The sequence below is a fragment of the Sporosarcina sp. Y1009 genome (genome assembly GCF_057669865.1).
This window is the reverse complement of record NZ_JBYHFO010000004.1, coordinates 98807-124673: the sequence shown is the minus strand read 5'-3', so window position 1 is coordinate 124673 and position 25867 is coordinate 98807. Positions and strand designations below refer to the sequence as shown.

General features: G+C 37.5%; 38 protein-coding genes and 1 pseudogene. 37 read left to right on the top strand and 2 right to left on the bottom strand.

Annotated features, from left to right (window positions below):
• The first annotated feature begins 25 nt into the window (after nucleotides 1-25).
• The 33 genes and pseudogenes from AC25Y1_RS06645 to AC25Y1_RS06485 all read left to right on the top strand — a co-directional run bounded on the left by AC25Y1_RS06645 (nucleotide 26) and on the right by AC25Y1_RS06485 (nucleotide 22697).
• A complete protein-coding gene (locus AC25Y1_RS06645) occupies nucleotides 26-460 on the top strand; it encodes a hypothetical protein (RefSeq protein ID WP_488147174.1) in 435 nt (144 codons plus the stop codon).
• Nucleotides 461-665: 205 nt separating this feature from the next.
• Nucleotides 666-1010 (top strand): hypothetical protein, encoded by a 345-nt coding sequence (locus AC25Y1_RS06640; RefSeq protein WP_488147173.1) that lies wholly within the window; start codon nucleotides 666-668, stop codon nucleotides 1008-1010.
• 61 nt (nucleotides 1011-1071) lie between these two features.
• Complete coding sequence (locus AC25Y1_RS06635) at nucleotides 1072-1356, top strand: hypothetical protein (protein WP_488147172.1); 285 nt, start codon at nucleotides 1072-1074, stop codon at nucleotides 1354-1356.
• A complete protein-coding gene (locus tag AC25Y1_RS06630) occupies nucleotides 1346-1684 on the top strand; it encodes an HNH endonuclease (protein WP_488147350.1) in 339 nt (112 codons plus the stop codon). Before AC25Y1_RS06635 ends, AC25Y1_RS06630 begins: the two co-directional genes overlap by 11 nt.
• A 158-nt stretch (nucleotides 1685-1842) precedes the next feature.
• Nucleotides 1843-1995 (top strand): annotated as a pseudogene (locus tag AC25Y1_RS06625) (helix-turn-helix domain-containing protein); the annotation flags it as partial.
• Between the two features lie 33 nt (nucleotides 1996-2028).
• Nucleotides 2029-2355 (top strand): hypothetical protein, encoded by a 327-nt coding sequence (locus tag AC25Y1_RS06620; protein ID WP_488147349.1) that lies wholly within the window; start codon nucleotides 2029-2031, stop codon nucleotides 2353-2355.
• Nucleotides 2356-2358: 3 nt separating this feature from the next.
• The gene (locus AC25Y1_RS06615) at nucleotides 2359-4041 is read left to right on the top strand and encodes a terminase TerL endonuclease subunit (RefSeq protein ID WP_488147171.1); all 1683 of its coding nucleotides are present in this window, start codon (nucleotides 2359-2361) and stop codon (nucleotides 4039-4041) included.
• Between the two features lie 14 nt (nucleotides 4042-4055).
• On the top strand, nucleotides 4056-4322 hold the full coding sequence (locus AC25Y1_RS06610; protein WP_488147170.1) for a Gp49 family protein: 267 nt from the start codon (nucleotides 4056-4058) through the stop codon (nucleotides 4320-4322).
• A gap of 55 nt (nucleotides 4323-4377) precedes the next feature.
• Entirely contained in the window at nucleotides 4378-5520 is a 1143-nt protein-coding gene (locus AC25Y1_RS06605) for a phage portal protein (protein ID WP_488147169.1), read from the top strand.
• Nucleotides 5517-6248, top strand: coding sequence for a head maturation protease, ClpP-related (locus AC25Y1_RS06600; protein WP_488147168.1), 732 nt, complete (start codon nucleotides 5517-5519; stop codon nucleotides 6246-6248). The genes AC25Y1_RS06605 and AC25Y1_RS06600 overlap by 4 nt, the downstream gene beginning before the upstream one ends.
• Before the next feature lie 25 nt (nucleotides 6249-6273).
• Nucleotides 6274-7434 carry a phage major capsid protein gene (locus tag AC25Y1_RS06595; protein WP_488147167.1) on the top strand — a complete coding sequence of 387 codons (1161 nt, stop codon included), beginning with the start codon at nucleotides 6274-6276 and terminating at the stop codon, nucleotides 7432-7434.
• A 15-nt stretch (nucleotides 7435-7449) separates the two neighbouring features.
• Nucleotides 7450-7731, top strand: coding sequence for a phage gp6-like head-tail connector protein (locus AC25Y1_RS06590; protein ID WP_488147166.1), 282 nt, complete (start codon nucleotides 7450-7452; stop codon nucleotides 7729-7731).
• A complete protein-coding gene (locus tag AC25Y1_RS06585; protein ID WP_488147165.1) occupies nucleotides 7718-8083 on the top strand; it encodes a phage head-tail adapter protein in 366 nt (121 codons plus the stop codon). The genes AC25Y1_RS06590 and AC25Y1_RS06585 overlap by 14 nt, the downstream gene beginning before the upstream one ends.
• Complete coding sequence (locus tag AC25Y1_RS06580) at nucleotides 8080-8478, top strand: HK97-gp10 family putative phage morphogenesis protein (RefSeq protein WP_488147164.1); 399 nt, start codon at nucleotides 8080-8082, stop codon at nucleotides 8476-8478. Before AC25Y1_RS06585 ends, AC25Y1_RS06580 begins: the two co-directional genes overlap by 4 nt.
• Nucleotides 8478-8861: a hypothetical protein gene (locus AC25Y1_RS06575; RefSeq protein WP_488147163.1), complete on the top strand. Its 384-nt coding sequence runs from the start codon at nucleotides 8478-8480 to the stop codon at nucleotides 8859-8861. Before AC25Y1_RS06580 ends, AC25Y1_RS06575 begins: the two co-directional genes overlap by 1 nt.
• An 11-nt stretch (nucleotides 8862-8872) precedes the next feature.
• On the top strand, nucleotides 8873-9472 hold the full coding sequence (locus tag AC25Y1_RS06570) for a major tail protein (protein WP_488147162.1): 600 nt from the start codon (nucleotides 8873-8875) through the stop codon (nucleotides 9470-9472).
• Nucleotides 9473-9475: 3 nt separating this feature from the next.
• Nucleotides 9476-9763 carry a hypothetical protein gene (locus tag AC25Y1_RS06565; protein WP_488147161.1) on the top strand — a complete coding sequence of 96 codons (288 nt, stop codon included), beginning with the start codon at nucleotides 9476-9478 and terminating at the stop codon, nucleotides 9761-9763.
• Nucleotides 9764-9801: 38 nt separating this feature from the next.
• Nucleotides 9802-10182, top strand: a complete 381-nt coding sequence (gene gpG / locus AC25Y1_RS06560) for a phage tail assembly chaperone G (RefSeq protein ID WP_488147160.1) — start codon at nucleotides 9802-9804, stop codon at nucleotides 10180-10182.
• Nucleotides 10183-10196: 14 nt separating this feature from the next.
• Nucleotides 10197-10349 (top strand): phage tail assembly chaperone GT, encoded by a 153-nt coding sequence (gene gpGT / locus AC25Y1_RS06555; RefSeq protein ID WP_488147159.1) that lies wholly within the window; start codon nucleotides 10197-10199, stop codon nucleotides 10347-10349.
• Nucleotides 10350-10362: 13 nt separating this feature from the next.
• On the top strand, nucleotides 10363-13557 hold the full coding sequence (locus AC25Y1_RS06550) for a tape measure protein (protein ID WP_488147158.1): 3195 nt from the start codon (nucleotides 10363-10365) through the stop codon (nucleotides 13555-13557).
• A gap of 15 nt (nucleotides 13558-13572) precedes the next feature.
• Nucleotides 13573-14979 carry a distal tail protein Dit gene (locus tag AC25Y1_RS06545; protein WP_488147157.1) on the top strand — a complete coding sequence of 469 codons (1407 nt, stop codon included), beginning with the start codon at nucleotides 13573-13575 and terminating at the stop codon, nucleotides 14977-14979.
• Nucleotides 14980-14991: 12 nt separating this feature from the next.
• Complete coding sequence (locus AC25Y1_RS06540; protein ID WP_488147156.1) at nucleotides 14992-15141, top strand: hypothetical protein; 150 nt, start codon at nucleotides 14992-14994, stop codon at nucleotides 15139-15141.
• Nucleotides 15125-15433 (top strand): hypothetical protein, encoded by a 309-nt coding sequence (locus tag AC25Y1_RS06535; RefSeq protein WP_488147155.1) that lies wholly within the window; start codon nucleotides 15125-15127, stop codon nucleotides 15431-15433. Before AC25Y1_RS06540 ends, AC25Y1_RS06535 begins: the two co-directional genes overlap by 17 nt.
• A 4-nt stretch (nucleotides 15434-15437) precedes the next feature.
• The gene (locus tag AC25Y1_RS06530; protein WP_488147154.1) at nucleotides 15438-15854 is read left to right on the top strand and encodes a hypothetical protein; all 417 of its coding nucleotides are present in this window, start codon (nucleotides 15438-15440) and stop codon (nucleotides 15852-15854) included.
• Nucleotides 15855-16520, top strand: coding sequence for a hypothetical protein (locus tag AC25Y1_RS06525; protein ID WP_488147153.1), 666 nt, complete (start codon nucleotides 15855-15857; stop codon nucleotides 16518-16520).
• Nucleotides 16520-16717, top strand: coding sequence for a hypothetical protein (locus tag AC25Y1_RS06520; protein WP_488147152.1), 198 nt, complete (start codon nucleotides 16520-16522; stop codon nucleotides 16715-16717). Before AC25Y1_RS06525 ends, AC25Y1_RS06520 begins: the two co-directional genes overlap by 1 nt.
• Before the next feature lie 392 nt (nucleotides 16718-17109).
• The gene (locus AC25Y1_RS06515; RefSeq protein WP_488147151.1) at nucleotides 17110-17283 is read left to right on the top strand and encodes a hypothetical protein; all 174 of its coding nucleotides are present in this window, start codon (nucleotides 17110-17112) and stop codon (nucleotides 17281-17283) included.
• A 53-nt stretch (nucleotides 17284-17336) separates the two neighbouring features.
• Nucleotides 17337-17777: a hypothetical protein gene (locus tag AC25Y1_RS06510; RefSeq protein ID WP_488147150.1), complete on the top strand. Its 441-nt coding sequence runs from the start codon at nucleotides 17337-17339 to the stop codon at nucleotides 17775-17777.
• 114 nt (nucleotides 17778-17891) lie between these two features.
• Complete coding sequence (locus AC25Y1_RS06505) at nucleotides 17892-18200, top strand: hypothetical protein (RefSeq protein ID WP_488147149.1); 309 nt, start codon at nucleotides 17892-17894, stop codon at nucleotides 18198-18200.
• 67 nt (nucleotides 18201-18267) lie between these two features.
• Complete coding sequence (locus AC25Y1_RS06500; protein ID WP_488147148.1) at nucleotides 18268-21018, top strand: phage tail spike protein; 2751 nt, start codon at nucleotides 18268-18270, stop codon at nucleotides 21016-21018.
• A gap of 50 nt (nucleotides 21019-21068) precedes the next feature.
• Nucleotides 21069-21350 (top strand): hypothetical protein, encoded by a 282-nt coding sequence (locus AC25Y1_RS06495; RefSeq protein ID WP_488147147.1) that lies wholly within the window; start codon nucleotides 21069-21071, stop codon nucleotides 21348-21350.
• A complete protein-coding gene (locus AC25Y1_RS06490) occupies nucleotides 21350-21616 on the top strand; it encodes a phage holin family protein (protein ID WP_488147146.1) in 267 nt (88 codons plus the stop codon). The genes AC25Y1_RS06495 and AC25Y1_RS06490 overlap by 1 nt, the downstream gene beginning before the upstream one ends.
• A gap of 46 nt (nucleotides 21617-21662) precedes the next feature.
• Complete coding sequence (locus AC25Y1_RS06485) at nucleotides 21663-22697, top strand: LysM peptidoglycan-binding domain-containing protein (RefSeq protein ID WP_488147145.1); 1035 nt, start codon at nucleotides 21663-21665, stop codon at nucleotides 22695-22697.
• Nucleotides 22698-22757: 60 nt separating this feature from the next.
• Here AC25Y1_RS06485 and AC25Y1_RS06480 read toward each other — a convergent pair whose 3' ends face one another.
• Both AC25Y1_RS06480 and AC25Y1_RS06475 read right to left on the bottom strand, forming a co-directional pair.
• Nucleotides 22758-23681: a hypothetical protein gene (locus AC25Y1_RS06480; RefSeq protein WP_488147144.1), complete on the bottom strand. Its 924-nt coding sequence runs from the start codon at nucleotides 23679-23681 to the stop codon at nucleotides 22758-22760.
• A gap of 21 nt (nucleotides 23682-23702) precedes the next feature.
• A complete protein-coding gene (locus AC25Y1_RS06475; protein WP_488147143.1) occupies nucleotides 23703-23912 on the bottom strand; it encodes a helix-turn-helix domain-containing protein in 210 nt (69 codons plus the stop codon).
• A 149-nt stretch (nucleotides 23913-24061) separates the two neighbouring features.
• On the opposite strand from AC25Y1_RS06475, the gene AC25Y1_RS06470 reads away from it, so the two are divergent.
• From AC25Y1_RS06470 to AC25Y1_RS06455, 4 genes are all read left to right on the top strand, one after another.
• Nucleotides 24062-24481, top strand: a complete 420-nt coding sequence (locus AC25Y1_RS06470; RefSeq protein ID WP_488147142.1) for a hypothetical protein — start codon at nucleotides 24062-24064, stop codon at nucleotides 24479-24481.
• Nucleotides 24482-24516: 35 nt separating this feature from the next.
• The gene (locus AC25Y1_RS06465; RefSeq protein ID WP_488147141.1) at nucleotides 24517-24723 is read left to right on the top strand and encodes a hypothetical protein; all 207 of its coding nucleotides are present in this window, start codon (nucleotides 24517-24519) and stop codon (nucleotides 24721-24723) included.
• A 39-nt stretch (nucleotides 24724-24762) separates the two neighbouring features.
• Complete coding sequence (locus tag AC25Y1_RS06460) at nucleotides 24763-25569, top strand: MarR family transcriptional regulator (protein WP_488147140.1); 807 nt, start codon at nucleotides 24763-24765, stop codon at nucleotides 25567-25569.
• 76 nt (nucleotides 25570-25645) lie between these two features.
• Entirely contained in the window at nucleotides 25646-25867 is a 222-nt protein-coding gene (locus AC25Y1_RS06455) for a hypothetical protein (RefSeq protein WP_488147139.1), read from the top strand.

The window sequence follows — 25867 nt, the reverse complement described above, 5'->3', positions numbered from 1 at the left end:
TAGAAGAGGTGTATAGCTGTTGGGAATGATAGAAAAAGTTAGCTTTACTATAATCTCTTTAGCTGTTGTTGCAGCCCTCTTTTTACTAGGTGTAGTCCCTGGGGATATTAAAAACTTTGATAATGTACTGCTGGGAACTATCACATTGAATTCTATAGGTATAGGTTTTTTAGTGGCATCTGTATCCATGATTCCTTCATTTTCAGAAAACGAATTTTTTTCAAGGCTAAAGGAATTAAAAACGGATCAAAAGTTATTAAGACTATTAGGTACAGCAATTAGGTTATTGCTTTTTATCTCGATACTGTCTTTAGTTTTATTATTTACTAACACATTAGAAATAGTTCAGGACTACTTAAAATGGGTGTTTTATCTGTGGACTTTCTTAGTGACATTGTCTTTATTGTTAATAAGTAGTGTTGTTAAGATATTTTTAAGTGTGATTAAAAATTTACAATAGAGTTGATTTTAGTTTGTGATTTAAGCATCTCTTCGGAGGTGCTTTTTTAATATATAAAAAGGTGGTGGTTCATCTTGCGTTTGGTTAAATTTTTCAATAGGCGACATGCCGGAAAGGTAAGGTGATCCATTATCTCGCAAAGACTGATGCGTTATTCAGTCAATTCCTGTATCATTGTTTGTAAATGGTGCAGGGGGTTATTGATTTGAAAAGATTAATTATAATGTTGGCAGCGGTTTTATTGTTAAGTGCTTGTGGAGGTAAAGCCGCAAAGGTCGTTAGTGATGAAGTCGAAGAGGACATCATGCAAGTAATCAAAGTATACGAAGATGCAAACACTCAATCGCGTGACTTTAACGAAAAAGAGGAAACAATTCTATCTGATTATCTGGAGAAATACGATAAAGCAAAACTGACAAGAGAAGAGAAAAGGTTGCACTCTAAAATTAAAACATTGATCGAAAATCACGGTCCCGATAAAACAGTATTGATTAATCAAACAAAAGAGATTGTAATGTATGACATCGAAGAATCAAAACAATATAGGTAGTGAGATAAGGCATTCACATTCGTGAGTGTCTTTTTATTATGAAAAAATTGGAGGAATGGACATGCCTAGTGTAAATGGTGAGGAACTTACGAGAACTATTGAACAGATGAAAGGCGCAATAAGAAAAAGTAATCTACTTGTCATTGAATTGAAAGATGAAACATCTGTACCAAAAGTATTTTACAAAGGTGAAGAGGTAACCAGGAAAACAAACATAAGCTTTGATTGGGAGCAGGATAGCGATGAGTTCGGCGGTCTAACCTATGCAATCGAGCGCTATATATCTGGTGAAGGTGTCCCGGTTAAGGAAAGACTTGAACGTCACGTTAATGGCCATGCAACTTGAATACAAATCAGATGAACAAAAGAAATCATTCTATAACTCTGCAGCCTGGTGTGGACCAAATGGATTAAGAATACAAGCATTAAAGCGTGATAACTATGAGTGCCAACATTGTAAAGCGGAAGGTGGAGTAACAGTCGATTCAAAGAAAGAAGAAGGAAAGCCCAAGAAGGTTGTTCTGAACGTTGACCATAAGTATCCAATAGAACATTATCCTAAGCTTGCATTGGTGCTAGATAACTTACAAACGTTATGTATTTATCATCACAATGTGAAAGAAGGAAGGGTATTCGAACGGAAGGAACCAAAGTGGAACGATGAGCGGTGGTAAACGGTACCCCCCATCAAAAATTTTTGCGAAAAAACCCGGGCGGAAGACCGGGCAGTAGGGTCAACTCTCCAGATGTATCAAAAAATATTAACCCCTCCTACCCCCTGGGGGCCAGAAAGAAGGTGATTAGTTTGGATAAACAAAAAGTTGGTTTTCGAATGCGCGAAAAAAGAAATGAAAAAAAGTTAACACAAGTTGAATTTTCGAAGAGAGTTGGCATATCAACAAATTATTACGCTAGCATCGAACAAGGAAAGAATTCTCCTAGTTTAGATGTATTGGCAAGGGTCGCAAGGTCGTTGGATGTATCTGTACTTTATCTATTAAACGATAGAATTGACGATATGGAAAGTCGAGTAGAAACAGAAGCGAAAAGGTTGAAAAGTCTTTTTAAAAGCATTCCTAAAAATCAACTAGATGTTGCAGAAGGGCTAATCATTCAAGCTGCACGTCTGAGGGTTTTGTTAGATGATAACTGGAAAGACATTCTAGAAAATGGGGAATATGAAAAGTTTTCGCAAAGTGAGAATCAAGTTCCTTATGATCGCAAGAGACCCATCGTTGAGAATTATGACAACCGGGACAAAACATATCAATCAACAATCAAACAACTAACCGATTTACTGCCTCAACAAAAGCCGGACAGGAAATCCAAATTATTAGGTCGATAGCTTATGCTGCATAACAAATATGTAGAAGACTATATAAAAAAATGGAAATGTGGCAAATTAACACTAAACAAAAAGAGGATACAGTTAATCGGGTTGATTGAGAAAGAAATATTACCACGTGATGATCTATATTATTTTAACGAAGAACAAATTAATAATTATATAGAGTTTAGTGAAGAATGGTATTTCGAATTAGATGAATGGGAGACTTTTATAGCCCCGTTCATTTTTTTGTTTCATAAAGAAAATGACGAACCTGTATTTGATGAGTTTGTTATCAATATGGGACGTGGTGGAGGAAAGAACGGTTTCGCTTCGACGCTTGCTAATTATTTCGTAAGCCCTTTACATGGAATTGATTATTATGACGTGTCGATTGTGGCCAACTCTGAAAAGCAGGCAAAGAGAAGTTTCCTGGAATGTTTTCGTGTCATTAATAAAATAGGGAACGAAGATTTAACCGAAGAATTTGAAGCCTACAAAAGTAGTATTACTGGATTGTCTACTCAGTCGGTTTTTGAATATAAAACAAGTAATGCCAGCTCTCAAGATGGTGGTCGTGAAGGTGCAGTTTTTTATGATGAATATCATGAAATGGAAGACTCAGATATTGTTGATGTTTTTTCAGGTGGACTTGGAAAAGTAGACCATGGTAGACAATTTTTCCTTGGAACAAAAGGATTTATTAGAGACGGATATTTCGACATAAAATATCGTGAGTGTGAAGACGTCCTAAATGGTGTTGTAAAATTTAGTGGTATTTTCCCTTTCATATGCGAACTAGACGAATTAAAAGAAATGGACGACCCATCTAATTGGCCTAAAGCTAATCCTGCGTTACAGGCACCATTGAATAAACGCGGCAGAAGATTATTTAATGTAGTCATGAAAGCGTATGAAAGACTAGCGAATAATCCGTCTGGATATAATGCGTTTGTTACAAAGCGGATGAATTTCCTTGTAGACAGTTTAGAAGATTCAGTAGCTAGTTGGGAAGAAATAATGGCTACTGATAGACCGTTTTTTGAACTCAATACAAAACCAATAGGTTCACTCGATTTTGGTAGCGTAAGAGATTTCACCTCATGTGGATTGTTGTTTAAAAAAGGAAATGAGTTTGCTTTTAAAACATTTAGTTTTGCAATTAAAAACTTTTGTGATGTGCATTATGGATATTCAAATAGCGCTAATGATTTTGGGACAGAAAAAAAGGCGCCTATAAAAGAATGGGAAAGGAAAGGTTTGATGAAAGTTATGGATGAGCCTTCTTTGAATCCAATGCACGTTGTTAATTGGTTTATTGAAATGCGTGAAAGATACGGTGTTGAAAAGATCATTGCCGACAATTACAAACTAGACATATTAAGACCATTGCTGGAAGCGGAAGGATTTGAAGTAGAAGCTATAAGACGTCCATCAAGTATTCATCCACTGCTTGCGCCACGTGTAGAAGATGGATTCGCTAATCATAAATTTATTTTTGGGGACAACCCATTAATGCGTTGGTTTACTAATAATATTTTTGTGAAAGAAACCCAGGCTGGTAAGCAGTTTTTAAAGAAAGAAGAAGTAAAACGCAAAACAGATGGATTCCAGGCATTTATCCACGCTTTATATCGAGCTAATGATTTAGAGGAAGATAGTGTTGATGATGTATTAGATTTTCTGGATAATTTTCAGTTTTAGGGAGGGTGAAATTAATGGGTAATACAATTACTGAAGAACATATTGATAACTTGTTTTATCAGTTAGAGTTTGAAACTTTCCATAGAGTATTCGGTAAACAATGCATCGTTGTGGCATTGTTACCAAATGGATTTACTATTGTAGGCGAATCCGCCTGTGTTGACCCGAGTAATTATGTTGAACACATAGGGGTAGAAAATGCGCTAAAACGAATTAAGGAAAGGTTATGGGAGTTAGAAGGTTATAAATTACAAGATGCCTTATATGACGGAAAGGAGTAGTCGTTCAATCTAATTCACCATGAAAGGATGTGATTAAAATTTGAGTGTCTTTGATATGTTTAAGCGGAACAGAGAATTAGGGCAAGAACTAAATAATTTGTTTGACTTTGATTTTTCTGGATTAGAAACCGAACAGCGTTTATACCTTAAAAACTCCGCAATTGAAACTTGCGTAAATTTAATGGGTAGAACAATCTCTATGGCTGATTTTAGATTCATCAAAAATAAGAAGCGTGTAGAACATGATTTCGATTACCTGCTTAATGTTAGGCCCAACAGTAATCAAAGTGCGGCCGAATTTTGGAAAGACTTTATTTATACGCTGCTAGTTGAAAATGAAGTACTCGTCATATTAAGCGATACAAACGAATTGTTGATTGCCGACAATTTCGATCGAATTGAATACGCGCTTTATGAAGATGTTTTTAAGAGCGTTACTGTAAAAGGATATAAATTCGAGCGTGATTTTAAAATGAGTAAAGTCATTTACATGACATACAACAATAAAAAGTTTACACAATTTTTAGATGGAATGTTTAAAGATTACACTGAATTATTTTCGCGCATGATTGAAACGAAAATGTATGAAAACCAAATTAGGGCATTAGCGGAAATTGACGCTACTCAAAGCCTGGATGAAAAAAATCAAAAAAGGTTAAATAACTTTATCCAACGTTTATATCAGAATTTCAGAAAAAGCGCATTTGCAATTGCACCAAAAATAAAAGGTTTTAACTATGAGGAAATCACTAGCGGGCAAACAACAAAAGGACAATCCGTTGACGAATTGGAGAAACTGAAGAAAGATGCAACAAAACAAGTAGCTAACATATTAGGTATTCCGTCGGCATTAGTACTTGGTGAATTAAGTGAATATGAAACAGCAATGAAAGCGTTTATACGATTGACCGCTAAACCCTTGCTGGAACAAATTAAGGATGAACTGACATCTAAAACTATTGAAAAAGAAGATTATAAAAAGGGATTGAGATTAAAAGTTTATGGTGTGAATGAAAAGAGCCCGCTTGAGATGGCGCAAGATGCTGACAAGTTGAGGGGTTCTGCAATTGCCGACGGTCACGAATTACGTGAAATGATTGGGCTAGAACATTCCGATGATCCGATACATGACAAATTCTTTATTACGAAGAATTACAGTACGAGTGACGAAGCCATTAAAGGAGGTGAGAATGATTGAAGAAAATCGAAATCAAAGGCACCATCGTATCCAATGATGAAGCATGGATTTACGAGTTATTTGAAATTGAACATACATCAGTGAAAAAAGTGGATGACGCAATAGGAGAACTAAATGGTGAACAAGCCATTATTGAAATTAATAGCGGTGGCGGTTCGGTTTTTGCTGGAAGTGAAATCTACACTAAGCTTAAAAAGTTAAACTTTGATGTGGAAATTGTTGGTTTAGCAGGCAGTGCTGCATCTGTTATTGCGATGGCCGGTAAAAAGGTCAGTATCTCACCAACGGGACAAATCATGATTCATAACGCTTCCACAGTTGTATATGGGAACAAGGAAGAATTGAATGACACTAGTATATTTTTGGAGTCTATTGATTCTAGTATCGCCTATACGTACCAACTAAAGACAGGCTTGGAAATGAAAGAATTGGCGGATATGATGACAAAGGAAACGTGGTTAAACGCTCAAAAAGCACTAGATAAAGGATTTGCTGATGAAGTCATGTTTACGACACCAAAAGCCGTTGCAAGCGTCGGTGTGATGTTACCTGACAATGTAATTAGTAAAGTTAGAAATGTAATGAAGAAAGAACCTTCTAATTCTATCGATAACGATAGGTTAGAAAAATTAGAACTACAATTAAAAACGATTACTAACAAATTAAAAGAGAAAAAAGAACCTGAACAGCAGCAAGTTGCCGCTAGAAAACGAGGGTTCTTTTTTTAATACAAAAAAATGGAGGAATTAAATCATGACAATGAAATTAAAAGGTAAAATGGACAATTTTAACGCAAAGAAAGCTGCGTACACGAAACTAATGAAAGACGAAGAAGCTACTCCCGAACAATTGCAAAACGCGGTAGATGAAATGTTTGTTGCGCTGCAGGAAGATTTGACAGAAAAAATTACAGCAGAAGCACGTAATAGCTCTATGGACAATCAAGTATTAATCTCACGCGGTAGCCACGTATTAACATCGAAAGAAACGGCTTTCTATAATAAAGTTGTGGAAGACGGTGGATTTAATGACGAATCGATTTTCCCGGAATCTGTACAAGATCGTATTTTCGAAGGTCTCGTCAAAGATCGTCCACTTCTTCAAGCAATTGGATTGCAAGACCTGGGAGCAGTAACTAAATTTATTTATTCAGACCCTGCACTTGCATATGCTTGGAAAGAAATCTTCGGCGATATCACAGGTCAAGTTAATGCGGCGTTTAGAGATGAAAAAATCACTCAACTTAAATTAACAGCATTTGGCGCTATTCCAAATGACATGTTAGAACTTGGTCCAGTATGGGTTGACCGTTACATGGTCACTTTGCTCATTGAATCTTTAGCGGCAGGTCTAGAATATGGTCTTGTTAATGGTCGTGGGCCTGCGCAAGATGAGCCTGTCGGACTTTTAAAAGATGTTGATAAAGACACAGGAGCGGTTACTGACAAGTCGTCAAGTGGTACGCTGACATTTGAGCCATCCGAACGTGGAGAAATCGTTGTGGGTGAGTTATACGGTGTGCTTGCTAACTTATCTAAAGATGCAGATGACAAGTACCGTAAAGTGTTGAATAAAGTTGTAATGTTTGTTAATCCAATCGACTTATTAGCAGTTAATGCACGTCATACAATCCAGAATGATGCAGGGCAATTTGTAACGAACTTACCATACAACATTAAACCTGTTGATTCAGAGGAAATCCCTGTAGGTAAGGTTGCTTTCCTTATCCAAGGTGAATACATTGCTGCTATTGCCGGCGGATATAAACTTAAAAAGTTTGATCAAACGTTAGCGATTGAAGATGCGACACTTTACACAATTAAACGTTTCGCGAACGGTCGTCCGAAAGATAATAAAGCAGTACTAGTTTATGACTTGGACATTAAGTTTCCTGTACCAGTTGAAGGGGCATAAGAAGGAGTGATCTAATTGGTCACACAAACGATAATTGAAGAATTTAAAGAACGCATGCACATATCTCACCATGGAGAGGATAGCAATTTAAAACAGTTGCTATCCTTTTCTGTTGCCTATATCGAATCAAAAATAGGTGAATTTGATATAGAGGGAAATATAAGAGCAAAAGAATTAATTTTTGAGCGTACTCGCTACATTTACAATGATGCACTTGAATATTTCGAGGATAATTTTTTGAGTGAAATCATTTCTTTAAGTCTTGAAATGGCTGGTGATGATGATGTGGAAGAATGAATATAAGTCACCACGTTTGAGAAGTGGAGATTTACGCGTGCCTGTAACATTTTACGAATACGAAGAAAAAAGCGGACCATTACCTGGACAACAAGAAAAGAAGGTTTTGTTTGAATGTTTTTCTAAAGTTGATGGTGTTTGGCTAAAAGATATGGAACGCGCAAAACAAAATGGGACACTATCAGAAGTGACTATTATCATTCGCGATCCGATTGGTAGTTATGTGCCAACAAACAAACATTTCGTTAAGATTGAGGATCCTCTTTATCCAGAACCATACAACATTAAGCATGTCCAACCAGACGTACAAGACCGTAGCTTTATTAATATAGTTGGGAAATTAGCGACATGAGCGTGAAAATCACAGGTATTAATGAATTACTTGCCGAATTAGAAAAACGCTTAGGCAAAGAGAATATGGAACGCATAAGTGATGCAGCGCTAATCAAAGGCGCTGAATTATTCGTGAAGATATTAAATGCCTATATCGGTAAAAATGGAGTATACGCTAAAGGTTGGACTGTGGATGATACGTCAATCGAGGGGCCTATTTATGTAGCTGGAGTAAAGACGGTGAAAATACACTGGAATGGTCCACATGGACGTTATCGTATTATTCACTTGAATGAATGGGGAACGGTGAAGATGCCTAATCCACCACGAAAAGGAGCTATTGCAAAGGCATTGATGGACGCGGAAGAAGTTTATCGTAACGCTGTTAAACAAGCTATATTGGAGGGGATATGATGATATGGACAATCTATAATGCGATTCTTGCTGATACAGATATCAGTAATTTAGTAGGCAATAGGATAAAGTTTTACGAATATCCTGAGCCAAATGATGTAAAAGAAACTCATATCATCATCGACCCACTAAGCCCACCCAAACCGGGTGATTATGCTGATGATAAATGGTTAACAGACGATTTCATGTTCCAGATTGATGTGTGGTCGAAATCCATGCAAGAAAGAGATGTTATCGCCAATGAAATACAAAAGATTATGTGGGAGCAATTAAATCTTAGGCAAATGGGCGGTATGGACGAATACGACAATGAGTATGACATTTATCGAGATGCTCGTCGCTATCGTGGAAAAGCTTATAGAAAAGACTTTGATAACTTATAGGAGTGATATAAATGTCAGAAGAAAAGAATTATTTATCCTTTACAGGGTTAACAGATTTTTATTATGGAACAACAAAAAATGATAATGCGGGAATAAATGAAACTGCAGCTGAACGTGTTAAATTTTTACAAAACGTTAATATTAGCACCGGGCAAACCATTGAAAAGGCTTATGGCGATAATGGCATTGCCGAAATGGTTATGTCCACAGAAGCGACATTGCTAACTACTCAATTCCACAAGCTACCGATTGAAGATCGTACGATTATTTACGGATGGGAAACAAACGGAGATATGCACGGCTTACCAGAATCACCTAATCCACCGTATGTAGCCTGTATGTTTACACGCACATCTGAAGATGGTAGCGCTGAACATATTGGATTCACAAAAGGTAAATTTAAAATTGCTGCTGTCGAAGGTGAAACGAAAGGTGAAGGCGTTACGTTTGGTACCGATTCCACGGAAGGTGAGTTCATGGCCCGTGAAGTTGATGGGTTTATAAAGAAAATGACTTATATTATTGTTGCTGATGGACCCGGCGAAACAACAAATCGTGATGCACTATATCAAAAGATTTTCGGTGTAGTATATCCGACGGAAGGAGCGTAAAAAATGACTGTCGATGAGATTAAACAAAGACTAGATGAGCTAGGCGTTGAGTATGGAAGTAATGCTTTAAAAGATGATTTGCTAAAGTTGTTGAACGAGAAAATCGAAGGAAATGATGAACAAAAATCATATGTAGTAGTTTATCATCGTTGGAAAGATTTAGTGGATAATGACAGGATTTATAAAAAAAATGAGCCGTTTGATTCTGAGGGAAAAACGGAAGAACGAATTGCGGAACTGTCATCTAAAAATAATAAAATCGGAGAAGTATTGATTAAAGAGATTGATTAATTTCAGTCTCTTTTTTTCTATATATAGGAGGTTATTCAATGTCGAATTTAAAACGCGAAATGATTGAACTTATTAAAAATCCTGATGAAGTAAACAACGGTGCTGAACCTGAGTTTGAAAAAGTGTGGACAGTTCCGTTCATTTCATTTAAAACATCACGTGAAGCAGTTTCATTACTAAACGATGTGATTAAAGATGAAGAAACGTCAGACGATGATAAAAATGATAAAATGGCAGACTTTTTAGCAGAAAGTGCATTTGGCAATAAAATCACGAAAGATGATTTATACAATCGTCTACCAGGACCAGGATTAGAAGGTCGGGGTAATGCGCAAGAGGTTTTAGAAGAAGTACTTTATTTCGTCGCCGGTGGCGGTCAGAGTGAATCAACAAAAAACTACCTAGCGGGGAAAAAGTAACCCCGCAAAAAATCATGGAAAGTATGGATGGATTTGCACGTGAATTAATGAAAGACGGTAAAGATATCAATGAAATACTTGATATGCCGATTCATTATGTGATGGAAATACTAAAAGAGAAAGTTGAAATGAAACAAGCTAATTCATTCTTTGACTTGTTAAGTTAGGAGGGATGTTGACTTGGAGAAAATTAAAGGTTTAGCGATTGAGTTAGATTTAGATCATCTTAGTGTTGATAGAGGGTTAAGAGGTTTAAAAGATAACCTAAGAACCGTCAACAGTGAAATGAAAGTTAATATGTCTGCTTTTAATCGTAGTGAAAAAAGTGTTGAAAAGTATGAGACTAGGCTTACTGGTTTAAACAAAAAACTAGAAGTGCAAAAAGTCGCAGTTTCTGAAGCAAGAAAAGAATATGAAAAAATGGTTGAGCAACACGGACTTGGTTCTAAAGAAGCCGAAAAGGCAGCTCGTGAATACAACAATCAAGCTGCATCCCTTGGTAACTTAGAAAATTACATCGAAAGAACAAAAAAAGAACTTGTAAATTATAAGGATGAACTTGTAAAGCTTGAACGCGAACAACGTATTGCGAATTCCAGTTTTACTAAATTAGGTGAAAAGTTAGAAGAAGGCAGTAGAAAATTAGAAACTGCCAGTAAGAAAATGGGTAAAGTTGGTAGTACTCTTACAAGTAAAATAACAAAGCCAGCACTAGGAGCGGCAACTGCATTAGCATCACTCACTATTTTTAAAGGTTTTCAACGTCTTGTCGGAATCGACACAGCACAAGCAAAACTAAAAGGCTTAGGGCATGACGCTAAGAGTGTGGAAGAAATCATGGTATCAGCACTTGATTCTGTTAGAGGCACTGCATTTGGAATGGATGAAGCAGCTAATGCTGCGGCCGGTGCGGTAGCGGCTGGTATTAAACCAGGTCAAGATTTAACCAGGTATCTATCATTAGCCGGAGATGCGGCGGCTATCGCTGGTTCATCAATGGGTGAAATGGGTTCGATATTCGGTAAAGTTCAAACTGCTCAAAAAGCCTATACAGGCGAATTAAACCAATTAGCCGATAGAGGAATACCAATCTATCAATGGTTGGCAGAGGAAGCGAATACTACAGCCGAAGGAGTACGAGAGCTAGCTCGCGATGGTAAGATTTCATCTAAAATATTCTTAAAAGCAATCGAGAATAATATCGGTGGCGCGGCTAAAACAATGGGTAATGAATCATTTGCGGCATCTGTTAAAAATATTGGTTCTGATATTGGCCGAATCGGAGCAAACTTCTTAGATGCTGGTGGTAAAGGTGGAGGTTTTTTCTCGAAACTAAAACCTATGCTTGTAGATTTTAGAGGTTGGTTAGAAAAAGCGGAGGGTAAAGCATCTGATTTAGGTGTGAAATTTGGTCAAGCGTTTGAAAATATGATTGCAAAAGCTAAGGATTTAAAGAAACGCTATGATGATCTATCACCCGCTCAACAAGATTTTGTCAGGAAAGTATTATTGATTGCTCCAGCAGTTGCAATTGGAATTGGTCCAGCTATTACTTTATTTTCTAAATTAACATTAGGTGTTAGCGCTGTAATGAAGGTTGCTGGCAAATTAAGTACAGCTATCGGGGTAGCTCGTGGTGCTGGTTTAGTAGCTGGTTTAGCTAGTCTTGGACCCTTAGCGGTTGGTGGCATTGCAGTAGCCGGATTAGCCGCTGTTGCTGTAGGCATTTACAAAGTGTCGCAAAGAAGTAAAGAAAGCACTCAAGACGTACTAGATTCCATTCAAACGAGAAAAGAAGAACTTGATTCTTTGGATGATACGATTGCTAAATACGAAGTATTGCAAGGTAAAAATAAACTATCCACAGATGAAGTATTGCGCTATATGGACATCATGGGTAAATTGAAAGATGCAAAAACTGAAGAAGCAATTGCCAGACTTACAGAAGAACAAGATAACCTACTCGTAAAGTCAGGATTCACCAATGATGAAATGGAAGAATTCCTTCGTCTGAATGGAATAATTGTGGAGAAATCGCCAGAAGTAGTATCTGCTATATCCGAACAAGGTAACGCCTATGTGGATAATCTTGATAAATTAAAAGAATTAAATAGGTATGAACGAGAAAGATTAACCATCGACACATGGGAAGCTGTTACGAAAGAAATGAAAAATCAGACGAGTAACCTTGAAACGCAAGCAACTCTTCTTGGAGAAATTCGTCAAGCGGGAATTGATCAAGAGGAAATAAATCAAAATATTATTGACAGTAACGGGAAGAAAATGGACGCCGAACTTGAAATTGCTCGTCTAATAAAAGAAGGAACAACTGCAACAGAAGAAAGAAAAGAAGTAATAATGGACGAGTTAGACGTACTCTACGAAGTAACTGCTGAAGAAATGAAGAAAACAGCTGAGTACAAAGAACAAGAGAAGAATTTGATTAAGAAATTAGAAAAGAACAAAGAAAACTTATTTGAAACGCAAAAAGAAATAGAGGCATTCAATGAATTAACTGATGAATACGCTCAAATGTTACTTTATGAAGAAGGTATCAATTCCGAAAAAGGTAAGTCACTTGAAGCTATTCAAAAGGAACAGGCGGCTATTGACCTATCAAGGAAGAAGCTCGAAGAAAGAAATAATACACAAGAACTCGGCGTCGGTATTTATGATGAAGAATTACTAAAAATCAATGAACAGCAAGCAAGACTTGATGGCGTTAAAACGAAGTTATCAGAAGCTAATGAGTTGGCTGGACAAAGGATTTATAAAGGCGTCGAATTGGACATCAGTCCATCAATCCGCGAATTAAACAGAAATCTAGGTGCCCCGGTTTCCAAAACAATTAACCTAAGAACTAGTGGAGAGACAAGTAGGTTAGCTACTTATGCAGAAGGTACACCGCCAAGCGGTCACCCTGGTGGTCCCGCTGTTGTTGGGGATGGTGGAGGTAGTGAATTAGTCACTTTACCAAGCGGGCGTTCATTTTTATCTCCTAATACTGATACGTTATTAGATTTACCGCGCGGAACACATGTTATACCGCATAGACAGACAGAAAAAATTATGAAAGCTATGCCTAAGTACGCAAATGGCACTGACGGATGGGCTAGCGCTTTAGGTAATAGTGAATTTGCTAGATTATTAATGATGAATAGAAATAGCGAATCGAGTGTAGTGGTTAGTGGCTCGGGTGGCAACGATGATGATGGATTATTAAGGTCATTACTCAATGCAGCGTTAAGGCAGAACGAAATACTCATGCAACTGCTAGCCAAAGACAATAATACTTACTTGGATAGCAGGCAACTAGAACCAGCAATTACTGAAATACAAGAAAGAAATAAAAGTAGAATAGAATCGTTTTCGTAACGGAGGTGAGCATATTTGATCTTTAACAAAATAGAAAAAGACTATCTAACCGTAACTAGAGGTAGACGTAGACCTTCATGGGCGCCAATACAACGTGAATTTACTACCGTCGAAGGAATGGCGGGCGCATATTTATCTGAAACAAAAACGCGCGTCAGGCAAATTGATGTTCCTGTTTTTTTGTTAGCGAATGATTTTCCTGATTTGCAAAAAGTTAAAGAAGACTTAGCTGAATGGCTCATTCATGATGATGCGAAAGAATTAATTTTTAAAGATGAACCAGATCGTACCTATTATGCAGTTGTGGATAGTGAGCTTTTTTTAGATGAATTAGTTAGGTGGGGGCAAGGCGTCATTACATTCGTTTGTCCCGACCCGTTCAAATACGGACCAGAAAAAACCGAAGAATTCCAAAACGCTACAAATCTCAAAGTTGACGGATCAGTCGAATCAAAGCCAATCTTTGAACTTGTGGCCAAGAAAAAAACAACATTCGCGATGATCGCAAATGAAGGCGAAGAATATAACATGATTGGTCGTCCGGCAGACGTTAACGAGCAGATTGTTGATAAGAAAACAAAAATCCTTGATGAAATAGGGGATACTCTACCTTCATGGTCAACGCCTAGCGACTCAACAGGTAACTTAATCAAAGGTAGCTTAGGTATCCAAGTCCAGTCATACGGAACGGGAACAGGGTGGCATGGTCCCAAGAGACAGAAAGAAATCACACCTGTCGAAGATTTTGAAATCGATTTTTACGTTAACACAAGAACAGAAGATCCACGCCAAACATTTAGAACTACAATAATTTATTATGATGAAAACATGAACGAATTAGGCATGTTGCGACTTGTGGATAGTTCTGGTGGGCAATTAAGGAAAACCGTTGAAGCGAGAATGGGTCCATTTACTGGTCCCGGAGAAAATTATTTAATCAGTAGTCAAAACTATGCCATGCCGAATCAGAGGGTATGGAACGGTCTGTTACGTGTGACGCGAAAAGGCAACATGTACACTTTTTACGTCGCTAGAGTCACGCAAGCGGGTAGGCATGTCGATACATTTGACGTTTCTTTTAGCGATAGAAGAAATGAATATGATGGAAAATTAAAGTTTATACAGATCGAGATTGAAAATTATGGGACGACACCAACGCCTAATGAGGTCGGAATAAATCGGGTATTGGTGAATCGGCACAATAAAGTTTTAGTCGACGAAACACCTTACATTTTAAATGTTGGTGACAAGGTAACGTTTGACCACAAAGATGATGACATATTGGTTAATGGTGAACCACGAAATGATTTGAAGAATTTTGGGGGTTCTTTTTTTACGCTTAAATCGGGTTGGAATACGTTGCTTGTGAGTCCGGAAGATGCGTTTGATGTGACGTGTAGGTATCGGGATACATTTAGATAGGAGGGGCTAAAATTGAACGATGTAGAGGTTGAGCAAATCGATAATACGGTCGAAGTAAGTTTGGTCCCAATCAAATCTATCATAATCACACTCCAAGCCTTTGGGTATTCGCCGACTAATCCTATTGAGGGAGTTGATTTAATAGATGACATTGACAGTTAAACAATTCGACGATCGTAACGCCATTTCTGTGAAACTATTGAAAAAAGGTAAACCGCTCGACTTGAATGGATGCAAGGTACTTATTTCCATCGAGGATACGATTTACAGACAAGAATGTATTATTACGAACAAAGAGCAAAGTCAAGTGTACTTCCCGTTAGAACGTCGTGTGACGAGTAAAACGGGATTTATTAAATATGAGTTTATTGTCGTTTATCCAGATGGAAGGGAAGAAGGTTTTCCAAATAACGATTATTTATATTTACGTATTTTGGAAAGTATAAAGGAGTGATAAAATGCCACAAAGTAAAGAAATGAAAATTCAATGGGTGACGATAGACGGTAGGAGTGTGCCGTATGTATTGCCCCAAGTCTGGAATGCTGATTTACAGGATTGGGTTGTAACCAGTGATGTCAATCCATTGCCGGTAAGTGTTAAAGACGGCATAAGTTTTCCTGTTACGCAAAACGTAAAAGATACTGATGTAAATACTAGGTTAGCAAAGATCGAGAAATCAAATGCGGACATTTTAACCAAGTTAAATGGTGTTCTTGATACTCAAGTAATTGGGAGTATAGCGGAATATGGATGGTTACATTCCCAGACGCCCCCGACACCTGAAGAAAGTTTTGCTATTGGCGTAAGAATTGAAGAAAATCACACCATGACCATTTTATATTGGAATGGAACAGCATGGAATGGGGTGGCTTAATTGAGTTTTTGGGGAATTAGTGAATCAAAAAAATATGCAGACAAATTGGTTAAACAAATAAAAACAGATACGGTAATAAAGTTAAAAAACCAAATTATAAACGGAAACTTTGAAAAAGGTAAAGATGGTTTCACTGTCAACACAGGATCGCTAGAAGTGATAGATGGTTTTTTGGTCATTGCAGCAAGTCCGAGATCTATTGAAAATGCGTTATCGACAGTAAATGTTGACTTTGTTCAAGGAAATGTATATTATGCACGGGTCGAAATTGCAAACAACGAAACCATGGCGAATTTAAGGTTTTATGCCTTTGCTCCCTTAATATGGACTGTTTTTAGTATTGCGGGGAATGTAAACAAAACTGTATATAGCGGTGTAAATGAGTTTGTTCAGGGAAGTTCCCGCCGTGCTCCATTTATCTCTCCTAGAGGAATCGAGGGGCAAACGACAAAAATAAAAAGTATAATCCTGCTAGACCTCACTGAAATTTTCGGCAAGGGTAATGAACCAAAAAAAGAAGATGTGGACAAATTAATTGAGGATATCGGGTATATTGGAGATCGTGAGATGCTACTAAAAGATTATACATTATCTGAGGTATCAAATCTGCAAGAACAAATAGATAAACTCAAAACCGCAATAACCGCGTTGGGAGGTAGTGTCTAATGTTTAACATGAATGAGTTCATAAAAGACAACCTTGTCAATGGTTATTGGAACGGTAGTTTCACTCGTGAACAAGTTAATATTTTCGCAATGAATTATCTAATGCGGGGTATGATTACACAGGCAGATTTTGAAGAAATTCAGGAGCGAATAGCTGAACCGGAAGAAATTGAAGAAGAAGAAACCGAAGCACCTTAAAGGGTGTATTTTTTATGCCCTTTTTCAAACGGTCAATACTCAACTAACTGCTGTCTTTTTAGATGAGGAATAAAAGCGACCAAATAAGGTCGCCCATTGTTAATAGAGATGAACTGTAAAGATATAGTGACAGCCAAAACACTGTGCGGTTATTCTTTGCTCGAAAACAGGGAAAAAAGTAATTTTGTTTTCGAATAATATATACCTGTTATAAGTATGGCAACTTGGACATTTCATTAGTTTCACCTCCAAAATGGTTGTTACTAATAAATATCGCAAATAAGCAGAAATACTATTATCGAAAGTGAAATTAATTATTAAAATTAATATAGGATAAAAGAAGGAGTCCCTTTCACCTATGTCGAATATCGACGGGGAAAGGGGGAATTTGATTGAAAACAAAAATAACAATGGTAAACGGTGAGAAGTTTATTGTGGATCGTGACCCGCAGGAATTCATGAACGATTTACAGAATAGCAGCGGGATTGTTGCTTTAAAAACAGATGCAGGTCCGAAAACAATCGACCTTTATGACATCGTCATGCTCGAAAATGTAGTGGATTAAAAGAGGACTTCCCTTCCGATTGTCGAATGATGATGAAAGGGGAGGGAAGTTTAATGTCGAAAAAGATTGAGTTTATGAACGGTTTTCAAGCTGGAATTATAGGAGCTAGTCCAATCTTTATGCTATCCAAAGTATTGCAGGCATCAATTGGGAAATCCGAGAATTTGAACGATAAAGGTACAATCGCTGAGTTAGAAGAAGAAGCTATAAAACAAGAAGTATTTAATAGAATATCTGAATCACAAGCAAGGGTTGCCCAAGAGTTAGCAATCGCTAACCGTATAGAGTCCGCTGATGAAGTAGAAATTGAAGAATACTATGATATGAGAGGGAAAAGTAATGTAGGGTTAGATGCCGATGGATCAGGCATGAAATTGGGGCTAGGTGCTTCTGGAAGAAAAATTACCAAAAGGGTCTATCGATTTAAAGGTTGGAATGAAAAAGTCTTGGAAGGTTACGCTGAAGAATTCACTACTCAAGATGATGGTGATTAACACTCACTAATATAAGTGTAAATGTTAGAACGTCCAAATCGGGCGCTCTTTATAAATGATAATGAAGGAATTTCAATCCCTCTGTCGAATGAAGAAGATGGAGGGAGGGAAATCATGAGTAAATCAATATACCACCAATTCGAACTTCTGCATAAAGGCAAGTACACTTCTTGGGATTTTGAAACTGCAGAAGAAAGGAATGCTTTTTATAATAAGGTGAAAGACAAGTTCTCTGGACCGAGTTATGAAAGTAAAGATGAGTTATATGCAAAAAGGAATTTCTTTCAAATATCCACTAGTGACATCAGAGGAAATTCAATAGATTCTATTGCTGATTTTGTTCCTTATGAACTTTATAACGTGGAATTAATTGACGAAATAACAGATTTCATAAATAAAGAATATACACGAAGAAGCATGTAATTTTACGATGACCTAAAGAACGTCCACAACGGGCGTTCTTTTTGTTTTCAAAAAAGGCGGTGAACAAATGACACAAACACAACTAGCCAGTATGTATATCGGTAATCCTAATATGCCTGATGCGGAACAAAGATTAAAAGGTGTATCCAGTAATTTAAACGCTACGATCCACATTCTAGATGGTCAGAAAGATGAAATTCTAGATTTCATTACAGCGAAAAATATCATAGATGACAACCACAGAAGGTCACTTGAAAGCACACTAGAAACATATGATTTCCGAACATTTGCAGATAAGCGGTTTAGTCAATTTTTAGAAAAACGTAATCGCATTATCATTCCGGATGAAGATGATACTCTACGTGAATTCGTCATTTTTGAAGCGCATAAATATCTTGATAGTGAAGGACTTAAAATGCAAGTGTTTGCCAATGCTTCTTATTTGGAGTTGAAGAAAGCTAGCATCTTGTATCCCGGAGACCCATTTGAAGGTACAGCTACCCAACACGGTGGACGCGCTTTAAATGATACTGGATGGCGAATAGGTATCGTCGAATCAGGCAGAAGATTAACTTTGCAAATTGAAAGTCATACAAATCCATATGAGTTTTTAAAACGGATCGCCAAAGAATTTGATTTAGAATTACGTTTCCGAATTGAACACGATGGTAATAAAGTCATCGGTCGCTATGTCGATTTACTTGAACGCGTTGGACAATGGAACGGTCGTGAGGTCGAGTTCGGAAAAGATTTAGCTGGCATCCGTCGCATCGAGAAACAAGATATCGTTACCGCTCTATTAGGACTTGGTCCCGAACTAGAAGATGGCACGCGCCTTGAAGTACTTGTGGAAGACGAGGAAGCGCTACAACGTTGGGGCAGAATTGACGAACACGGAAACCTAAAACACTTAATAGAAACGTATGAAATTCATTCTGAACGTCTTGAAATGACTGAAGAAGAAGCGCGTCAATACACACGAACCGCATTAGATAAGCGAATCAATACGCAAGTTACCTTTGAAGGTACAATAATCGACTTGGAAAATGTACCAGGTATGCAAAATAAAAAGTACCGTTATGGCGATACGATTAAAATTAAGGTTATTGATTTCAATCCACCTTTATATCTCGAAGCGCGTATATTTGAGCAGAATCGAAGCATTAAATCAAAAGCTAAAAAAGACGTAAAGCTTGGTCACTATATTGAGTACACCGAAGATGAAGTCAATGCGGTTTGGAATCAGATGTTAGAAGAAATTAGAAAACGCTTTGAACGTTTGGTGATTGCCAATGTTATTTCTAGTGCTGGTAACGTATTTAAGAACGGACAAGGTTCAACAAATCTAACTGCAGTGACATTTGTCGGTGGTAATGAGGTTGATGAAGAAGGTACAAGATACGATTACCAATGGATGAAATTCGACAAAGACGGAAATCACGTCGAAAACTTTTATGCTGCAGGTAAAACAATAAACGTAAATGCTACGAGCATCGATGAAAAGGCGATGTTTAGAGTACTTGTTTCTATCGATTTGGAAGTTGTGACAATATCTGAAATCACGCTTACCAATGTTTATGACGGAGAAAATGGTGAAGATGGCCGCGACGGATTACCTGGTGCTGATGGCAAAGACGGAATCGAAAAAAGCATGTGGGTGCGATACAGTCAAAATGCTGATGGAAACCCAATGACTACTAATCCGTTCAATGCAATATATATCGGAGTTGCAGTCGCTGAATCAACACCCCCAACCGATCCCGCTGATTATGATTGGTCAAAAATAAAAGGTGATGACGGTGAACGTGGTATTGACGGACCACCCGGAAAAGAAGGGATAGATGGTAAAGACGGCAGGAGTATAGATGACGTCATTATCCAGTACTATAAATCTAACTCTGAAACAACTCGAATCGGCGGAAGTTGGGAATCTGTAAAGCCGTTTTGGGAGCCTTTGCGTTTTTTGTGGACTAGAAATAGAGTCACGTATAAAAACCCGTCAGGTACTGATTACACAAGTCCAGTCTTAGATGATTCTTGGCAAGCGGTAACTACTGCTGATGGTAAAAATACAATCCTGTATGCGGCAACGGAACCGTCATCTAGCGGTAGAAAAATTAATGATGTTTGGTTCGATACAAGCCGTGATTATTTAATGCATCGGTTTGACGGGTTGCGTTGGAGACAAGCGCCTATCGGAGAACAGGCTATTGTTGCCCATTCCATTACGGCTAATCACATTAAGTCGTTATTTGGATTAAATGTTAACGATCAATTTATTGTGGATGCAGCGGGGAACGTCCTTCTCAAAGGGGACATAACAGGAGCAAGTGGAACGTTTGCCGGGGACGTTAAAGTCGGAAATGAAAATAGAATCGAATTAGTAAATGGCAGATTGAGATTTGTGGAAAATAACTTTGTCAGACATGAAATTGGTCCAAACAGGTACATGCCGTCGTTTTATTTCAACAAAGTACAAACGTCGACAGGGCCGCTAGAGAGTAGCAACATTAAAGAAGGGGTCCGCACGTATAGCAAAGTGCTTGTCGAAACATTTGAATTAAACGTACCAGCATCCAACCAGGGCGATTTGCAACCATTTAACGATTTACACCTAAGCGTTTCCGACTTTACCGATACTAGTGGTGTTGGGGGCGTGTTTGCCAATTGCTCGGCGGGGGAATTCGTGGCCAACGTTATTGGATATAAATTCACCAACGGGATGATAAGTAGTGTTAGTTTACGTCTTACGGCTATTAAAGCTACATCAAGAATAGTGCCGGCCACAGTGAGCGTTATGATTGTCGGAATGAGCTAAGAGCGCTGAATAGGCGTTCTTTTGTTTTATTAAAAATTAGGAGGTGCGCGATGGTGGAATTTGGGGTCATAGGTGCTTTGTTCGGCTTTTTAATTAGCTACTTTAGCTTTATGAGAAGTCGAGACAAAGAAGTGAAAAAGGAAGCGACACATGATGCGGTAATCGGAGAGAAATTAAGTCATATCGGTACAGGTGTTGATTCGATCCGTGTGGATATGAAAGTTAGCGAGCGCCGAATTACAGAATTAAGCGAACAGCTTATCCGCACGGACGAGAGCACGAAGCAAGCGCATAAAAGAATAGATGGAATAGAAAAGGAGTGTATTAAATAATGGGTGAAATATTAAATGAATACATTGTCGAGCAAGCACTGATTGTTATTCCGGTGCTTTTAATTTTGGGTTATTTACTGAAAAATACACCAAACGTAAAGGATTGGCTTATCCCTTATGTGTTGCTAGTCATTGGTGTAGTCTTCGCCATTGCGTTGATTGGTTTTAGTGCTGATGCAGTTATTCAAGGCGTATTAGTTAGCGGTGCAGCGGTATTTGGTAATCAGCTTTATAAGCAAGCTAAACATCATGAGAGTGACGAGTAAATCGTCGCTCTTTTTTAATACAAAATTAAAAGGAGAATGATAGAAAATGAGACTACTTCGACATGGCGCAAAGATTGGCAATGCAACAGTAATAGTTGATATTATTTCAAAGCGAAACCCGAAAATTAGACCAGGGGGCAAAATGAGCCCTACTCACCTTACAGATCATGACACAGGCAATCCAGGACGTGGAGCAGATGCCGAAATGCACAATCGCTACATTCATAACATGTCAAACTATAATCCGAAAGATACGACACACGTTTCATGGCATTTAACAGTCGACGAGAATTTTATTTATCAACACATTCCGTTTGACGAGCCGGCTTATCATTGCGGTGATGGTTGGGGAGTAAAGTCGGGTAACCGCACATCAATTGGCATCGAGAAGTGTATGAACGTTGATGGCGACAGAAAGCAAACTGAAACAAACGGGGTTATGCTGCACGCTTATTTGCTTAATGCATTTAAATGGCCATCAAGCAGAGTCGTTCCACATCAGCACTGGAGCGGAAAGTTTTGTCCAGCCGTTATACTTAAAAGAGATGGGTCGTTTAATCCGTATCGCAAACGCATTCAGGATGCATTATCAGGTGGTTATACGGTTCCGGTAACTAATCCTAAATCAAACCTGTACACCGTCAAAAAGGGCGATACATTGAGCACAATCGCTACTAAATTCAAGACAAGAGTAGCAATCCTTCAAAAGGATAACAACATAAAAAACGCTAATTTTATTTACATTGGTCAAGTGTTGAAAGTTGGCGATCAAAAAACGGAACAACCGAAGTCTCCTCCTAAACAGAAAGAAACTCTAGTAATAGATGGTTATGAGGGAATTTTGACAATCAAAGCGGAACAAAGGTATTTCGGCACTCCTGTTGATGGCGTTATTAGTAAACCGTCACTTATGATCATGCGTAGACAAAAGATGCTAGGTGTAAAGCAAGATGGTTATGCGGGACCTATTACAATTAGAGCCGAACAAAGACGATATGGCACAACTGTTGATGGGATTATTAGTAAGCCGTCAATGATGATTAAGGAAAGACAGCGTAGATTAAATAAAGGAAAACTATGATACGTAAAAGGCGACTACTCTTAATTGAGCGGTCGCCTTTTTTATTATTTGTCAAGTATTTTATAATTCAAAATAAAAATCCTCGTCACTTAAAGCTTCAATTTTGGATGTTCGTTCAATAGGTGGATATCTATAACCTTTTAGTTTAAGTAGTTTGTAATTAATCCATTCATAAATTAATACTTGAATATTATGTTCTATTTCTTTAAATGAAATTGTAGGCAGTTGGACCCCTGTTTTGTCTTGATAAATTCTTTTATTTGCTCCGTGCCTTGCAAAAATACCGGATCCATCCCTAGTGTTAATGAAATGTGAAAACTTTCCGCTTCCTGTCTCCGTAAAGAAATTATAAGCGTTCATGAAGAGTTCGCTATTTTCTCCTAATACTTCAGAAATCTCTTTTTTCGTTTTCTTATCCTCTTTTTTCCCTGTATTCAAGTCAAAGTCAAACGCTATTGTTTCAACAACTTTTAGGGTGTTGAACAATAAATATAAGGGTTCTGTTTTGATTAGAGAAAATAAAACGAGAACTTCCTTTACTAATTCTTCTTTATAGGCTAAATCAAATAGATCTACTACATAATCTTTGTCATCGAATTCACGTGGGATGTATTTAAAACTATCAGGTTTATGGGCGCCGGTTTCAAAAGGTTTTTGTAACGCTTCGTATTCCAACTGTGGATCAAAGTAAATGTTGTGACTAGACGGGTTTTTATTGTTTGGTGTATAGAGAATACGGTGTGTTCTAAATGTAACAACTGGTTGATTATTTAATTGAAGGATACCATTTAATATTCTTATCATTGCTTTGGCTCGAAAAAAGGCAAGGTTAGAATCTTTAACACCTAGGGTTTCAAGGTAAGGTGATGAGAAATAAAAATGTTCGTGTTCTGAAAAATCACTTTCAACCAGTACTGTAAAATGCTTTGAGTTTTTCATGGATAAAGCCTTGGAAAAACCTGATGAGATTTCTACTGTCCACAATATATGTCATCCTCCTTTTTTTTAAATCTTCGTTCCATCTTCCATTATAAAATTGACTTCCAATTCAACCCCTGTAGCATCTGCAATTTTAACTAGATCGGCCACCGAATAAGATTCATTCTTCATTTTACGAGAGAAGTTGGATTGAGTAGTTTCGATTTTTTCTGCTAATTGGGTTGCATTCATATCTGACTCCAATAATAAGCGTCTAACCTTCTTTGTGATTTCCATGTCCTCACCTCATTTATTATTGTTTGTAATTATATAATAGCACACTTTTGAATTAAATATGAATTAAAATCATAAATTAGTTGCTTTATACATTATAATCATTTAATATGTATTTAACGAATGAATTATGAGTGAAGGGAGGGGTTACGATGTTAGATAAACGCAAAAAGTACATTGCCCACAAATCAAAACAGCTGGACAAGATTACAGACGCACATAAATATACGCGCCGATTAGCACGAGTCATGTTGTACCACAAATTGTTAACGGATTTGGAAGTGGCTGCAGTAAATCAAATCATAATGGGAGATGGCATTGAAATGACAGTTGAAAAATTAATTGTGGAATTAGAAACAAAATGCAAGTCGTCGAAAGGTTTCATGGGAGTTTATTTTGATGGTGTAAAAACTGTGGATGGCCTAATAGAAAACGTGAAAGATGAAATCGTCTCAATTGAGATCAATCTTGATGGTGGTTATGAAGAAGATTTGTTTGGAATGACGACTCGTGAAGCAAAAGGGTATTTGACGAAATTAAACAATTTTATAAAACGGAATTCTCAAATATAAATAATCAACCGGGAATGAAAGCGAGGTGAATCATAATGATTGATTGGATTAATCTAGATGAACGAGAACCATCAGAACACAATAAAGAGTATTTAGTTACTGACGGTAAGAATGTTGAAGTTGCATCATTAAATTTTTACCCAGGTATTGGTGATGAAAAAGCAGAGTGGTATCTCCCGGATAGAACTGACATTAATGGAGAAACAGCTATTACTCATTATGCAAAAATAAACTTACCTTAATGTCACAGTACAAATAAAATTTGAAAGCGAGGTGACAACATGTCCACACTATTAAATACAGTTGATACTTATACATCATTACAGCCGTTCGCTCATATAGACGAACTTAACAAAAATACGATACAAGTACGCGAACTTTATGCTGATCAATTAACTCCATCTACAAAAGAAGTGCTGGACGTGTTGCACCGTTATTCGTGTAAGTATCCTGGGGTTTCTTATCGTAGTAAATCAAAGATTGCCGATGAGTTAGGTATCAGTAGAAAGACGGTTACAAGAGCGTGTAAGCAATTGGAGGATTTAGGTATCATTAAGCAGTATGAGTTAAAACGTCACAATGGAGACAAAAGACGTTCGGCAGATGCTATTGTATTGATGCCTGTTAAACCCATTGAAAACAACAATGTCCCAACGGAATGTCCCGACAAAGAAGCTCTTACTAATACTCAATTAAATTCAAGTAATACTAACGATACTAGTAACATAGATTTTTCGGATAAAAAAGAAGTGGTCAAGGATTTACCAGAAGTGACAGCAGATATTAAGCGTGGATTACGCGATAAGATGCCTACATACATTTATGACTTACTATCTCCATACTTCAATCTCGATGACCTATATGAAGCGTACGGCACGCTATTACGTGGTAAGGCTGTCATTGATAAGTCAATCGTGTTTGAGTCGCATGAAGGCTTGTTTACCGATGCTGTGCTGTCTGTAATCAATGCTTATAAACGGGGTAAGGTTCGTAATCTATTTGCGGTTTTATATGCTGCAGCCAAAGATACCACCGCTCAAATTTATCGTAAATCAAATTATAAAGTTGAGAACTGGTTGGAATGGTGAATATATTTAATTGTCGAAAAATAAAGGGTATATGGAACCTGTGTCGAATTACTCACTTTGAAAGAGGGGGATAACAATGTTAGAATTGATAGCTGAAGAAGAAAGTGTTAAAAAAAGTGTTGAAGAAACTACCTGTGCCGACTGCAACGAATATTTAATTTTCAAAAGCATGGTCACACCGATTCATAAATACAGTCATAAAGGGTACGTAACGGCAAATACATATTGTGCAACGTGCGATAGGAAATCCTTTGCGTCAATGTCAATAAAACGAAGAATTAGGATTAAAAAAGGGTGA

Excerpts from the sequence above, each read along its gene's own strand:
- AC25Y1_RS06645 (WP_488147174.1), top strand. The coding sequence starts at position 26 with ATGATAGAAAAAGTTAGCTTTACTATAATCTCTTTAGCTGTTGTTGCA.
- AC25Y1_RS06635 (WP_488147172.1), top strand. The coding sequence starts at position 1,072 with ATGCCTAGTGTAAATGGTGAGGAACTTACGAGAACTATTGAACAGATG.
- AC25Y1_RS06630 (WP_488147350.1), top strand. The coding sequence starts at position 1,346 with ATGCAACTTGAATACAAATCAGATGAACAAAAGAAATCATTCTATAAC.
- AC25Y1_RS06620 (WP_488147349.1), top strand. The coding sequence starts at position 2,029 with ATGGAAAGTCGAGTAGAAACAGAAGCGAAAAGGTTGAAAAGTCTTTTT.
- AC25Y1_RS06615 (WP_488147171.1), top strand. The coding sequence starts at position 2,359 with ATGCTGCATAACAAATATGTAGAAGACTATATAAAAAAATGGAAATGT.
- AC25Y1_RS06610 (WP_488147170.1), top strand. The coding sequence starts at position 4,056 with ATGGGTAATACAATTACTGAAGAACATATTGATAACTTGTTTTATCAG.
- AC25Y1_RS06605 (WP_488147169.1), top strand. The coding sequence starts at position 4,378 with ATGTTTAAGCGGAACAGAGAATTAGGGCAAGAACTAAATAATTTGTTT.
- AC25Y1_RS06595 (WP_488147167.1), top strand. The coding sequence starts at position 6,274 with ATGACAATGAAATTAAAAGGTAAAATGGACAATTTTAACGCAAAGAAA.
- AC25Y1_RS06585 (WP_488147165.1), top strand. The coding sequence starts at position 7,718 with ATGTGGAAGAATGAATATAAGTCACCACGTTTGAGAAGTGGAGATTTA.
- AC25Y1_RS06580 (WP_488147164.1), top strand. The coding sequence starts at position 8,080 with ATGAGCGTGAAAATCACAGGTATTAATGAATTACTTGCCGAATTAGAA.
- AC25Y1_RS06575 (WP_488147163.1), top strand. The coding sequence starts at position 8,478 with ATGATATGGACAATCTATAATGCGATTCTTGCTGATACAGATATCAGT.
- AC25Y1_RS06570 (WP_488147162.1), top strand. The coding sequence starts at position 8,873 with ATGTCAGAAGAAAAGAATTATTTATCCTTTACAGGGTTAACAGATTTT.
- AC25Y1_RS06565 (WP_488147161.1), top strand. The coding sequence starts at position 9,476 with ATGACTGTCGATGAGATTAAACAAAGACTAGATGAGCTAGGCGTTGAG.
- gpG (WP_488147160.1), top strand. The coding sequence starts at position 9,802 with ATGTCGAATTTAAAACGCGAAATGATTGAACTTATTAAAAATCCTGAT.
- gpGT (WP_488147159.1), top strand. The coding sequence starts at position 10,197 with ATGGAAAGTATGGATGGATTTGCACGTGAATTAATGAAAGACGGTAAA.
- AC25Y1_RS06535 (WP_488147155.1), top strand. The coding sequence starts at position 15,125 with ATGACATTGACAGTTAAACAATTCGACGATCGTAACGCCATTTCTGTG.
- AC25Y1_RS06530 (WP_488147154.1), top strand. The coding sequence starts at position 15,438 with ATGCCACAAAGTAAAGAAATGAAAATTCAATGGGTGACGATAGACGGT.
- AC25Y1_RS06520 (WP_488147152.1), top strand. The coding sequence starts at position 16,520 with ATGTTTAACATGAATGAGTTCATAAAAGACAACCTTGTCAATGGTTAT.
- AC25Y1_RS06510 (WP_488147150.1), top strand. The coding sequence starts at position 17,337 with ATGTCGAAAAAGATTGAGTTTATGAACGGTTTTCAAGCTGGAATTATA.
- AC25Y1_RS06505 (WP_488147149.1), top strand. The coding sequence starts at position 17,892 with ATGAGTAAATCAATATACCACCAATTCGAACTTCTGCATAAAGGCAAG.
- AC25Y1_RS06500 (WP_488147148.1), top strand. The coding sequence starts at position 18,268 with ATGACACAAACACAACTAGCCAGTATGTATATCGGTAATCCTAATATG.
- AC25Y1_RS06495 (WP_488147147.1), top strand. The coding sequence starts at position 21,069 with ATGGTGGAATTTGGGGTCATAGGTGCTTTGTTCGGCTTTTTAATTAGC.
- AC25Y1_RS06490 (WP_488147146.1), top strand. The coding sequence starts at position 21,350 with ATGGGTGAAATATTAAATGAATACATTGTCGAGCAAGCACTGATTGTT.
- AC25Y1_RS06485 (WP_488147145.1), top strand. The coding sequence starts at position 21,663 with ATGAGACTACTTCGACATGGCGCAAAGATTGGCAATGCAACAGTAATA.
- AC25Y1_RS06475 (WP_488147143.1), bottom strand. The coding sequence starts at position 23,912 with ATGGAAATCACAAAGAAGGTTAGACGCTTATTATTGGAGTCAGATATG.
- AC25Y1_RS06470 (WP_488147142.1), top strand. The coding sequence starts at position 24,062 with ATGTTAGATAAACGCAAAAAGTACATTGCCCACAAATCAAAACAGCTG.
- AC25Y1_RS06465 (WP_488147141.1), top strand. The coding sequence starts at position 24,517 with ATGATTGATTGGATTAATCTAGATGAACGAGAACCATCAGAACACAAT.
- AC25Y1_RS06460 (WP_488147140.1), top strand. The coding sequence starts at position 24,763 with ATGTCCACACTATTAAATACAGTTGATACTTATACATCATTACAGCCG.
- AC25Y1_RS06455 (WP_488147139.1), top strand. The coding sequence starts at position 25,646 with ATGTTAGAATTGATAGCTGAAGAAGAAAGTGTTAAAAAAAGTGTTGAA.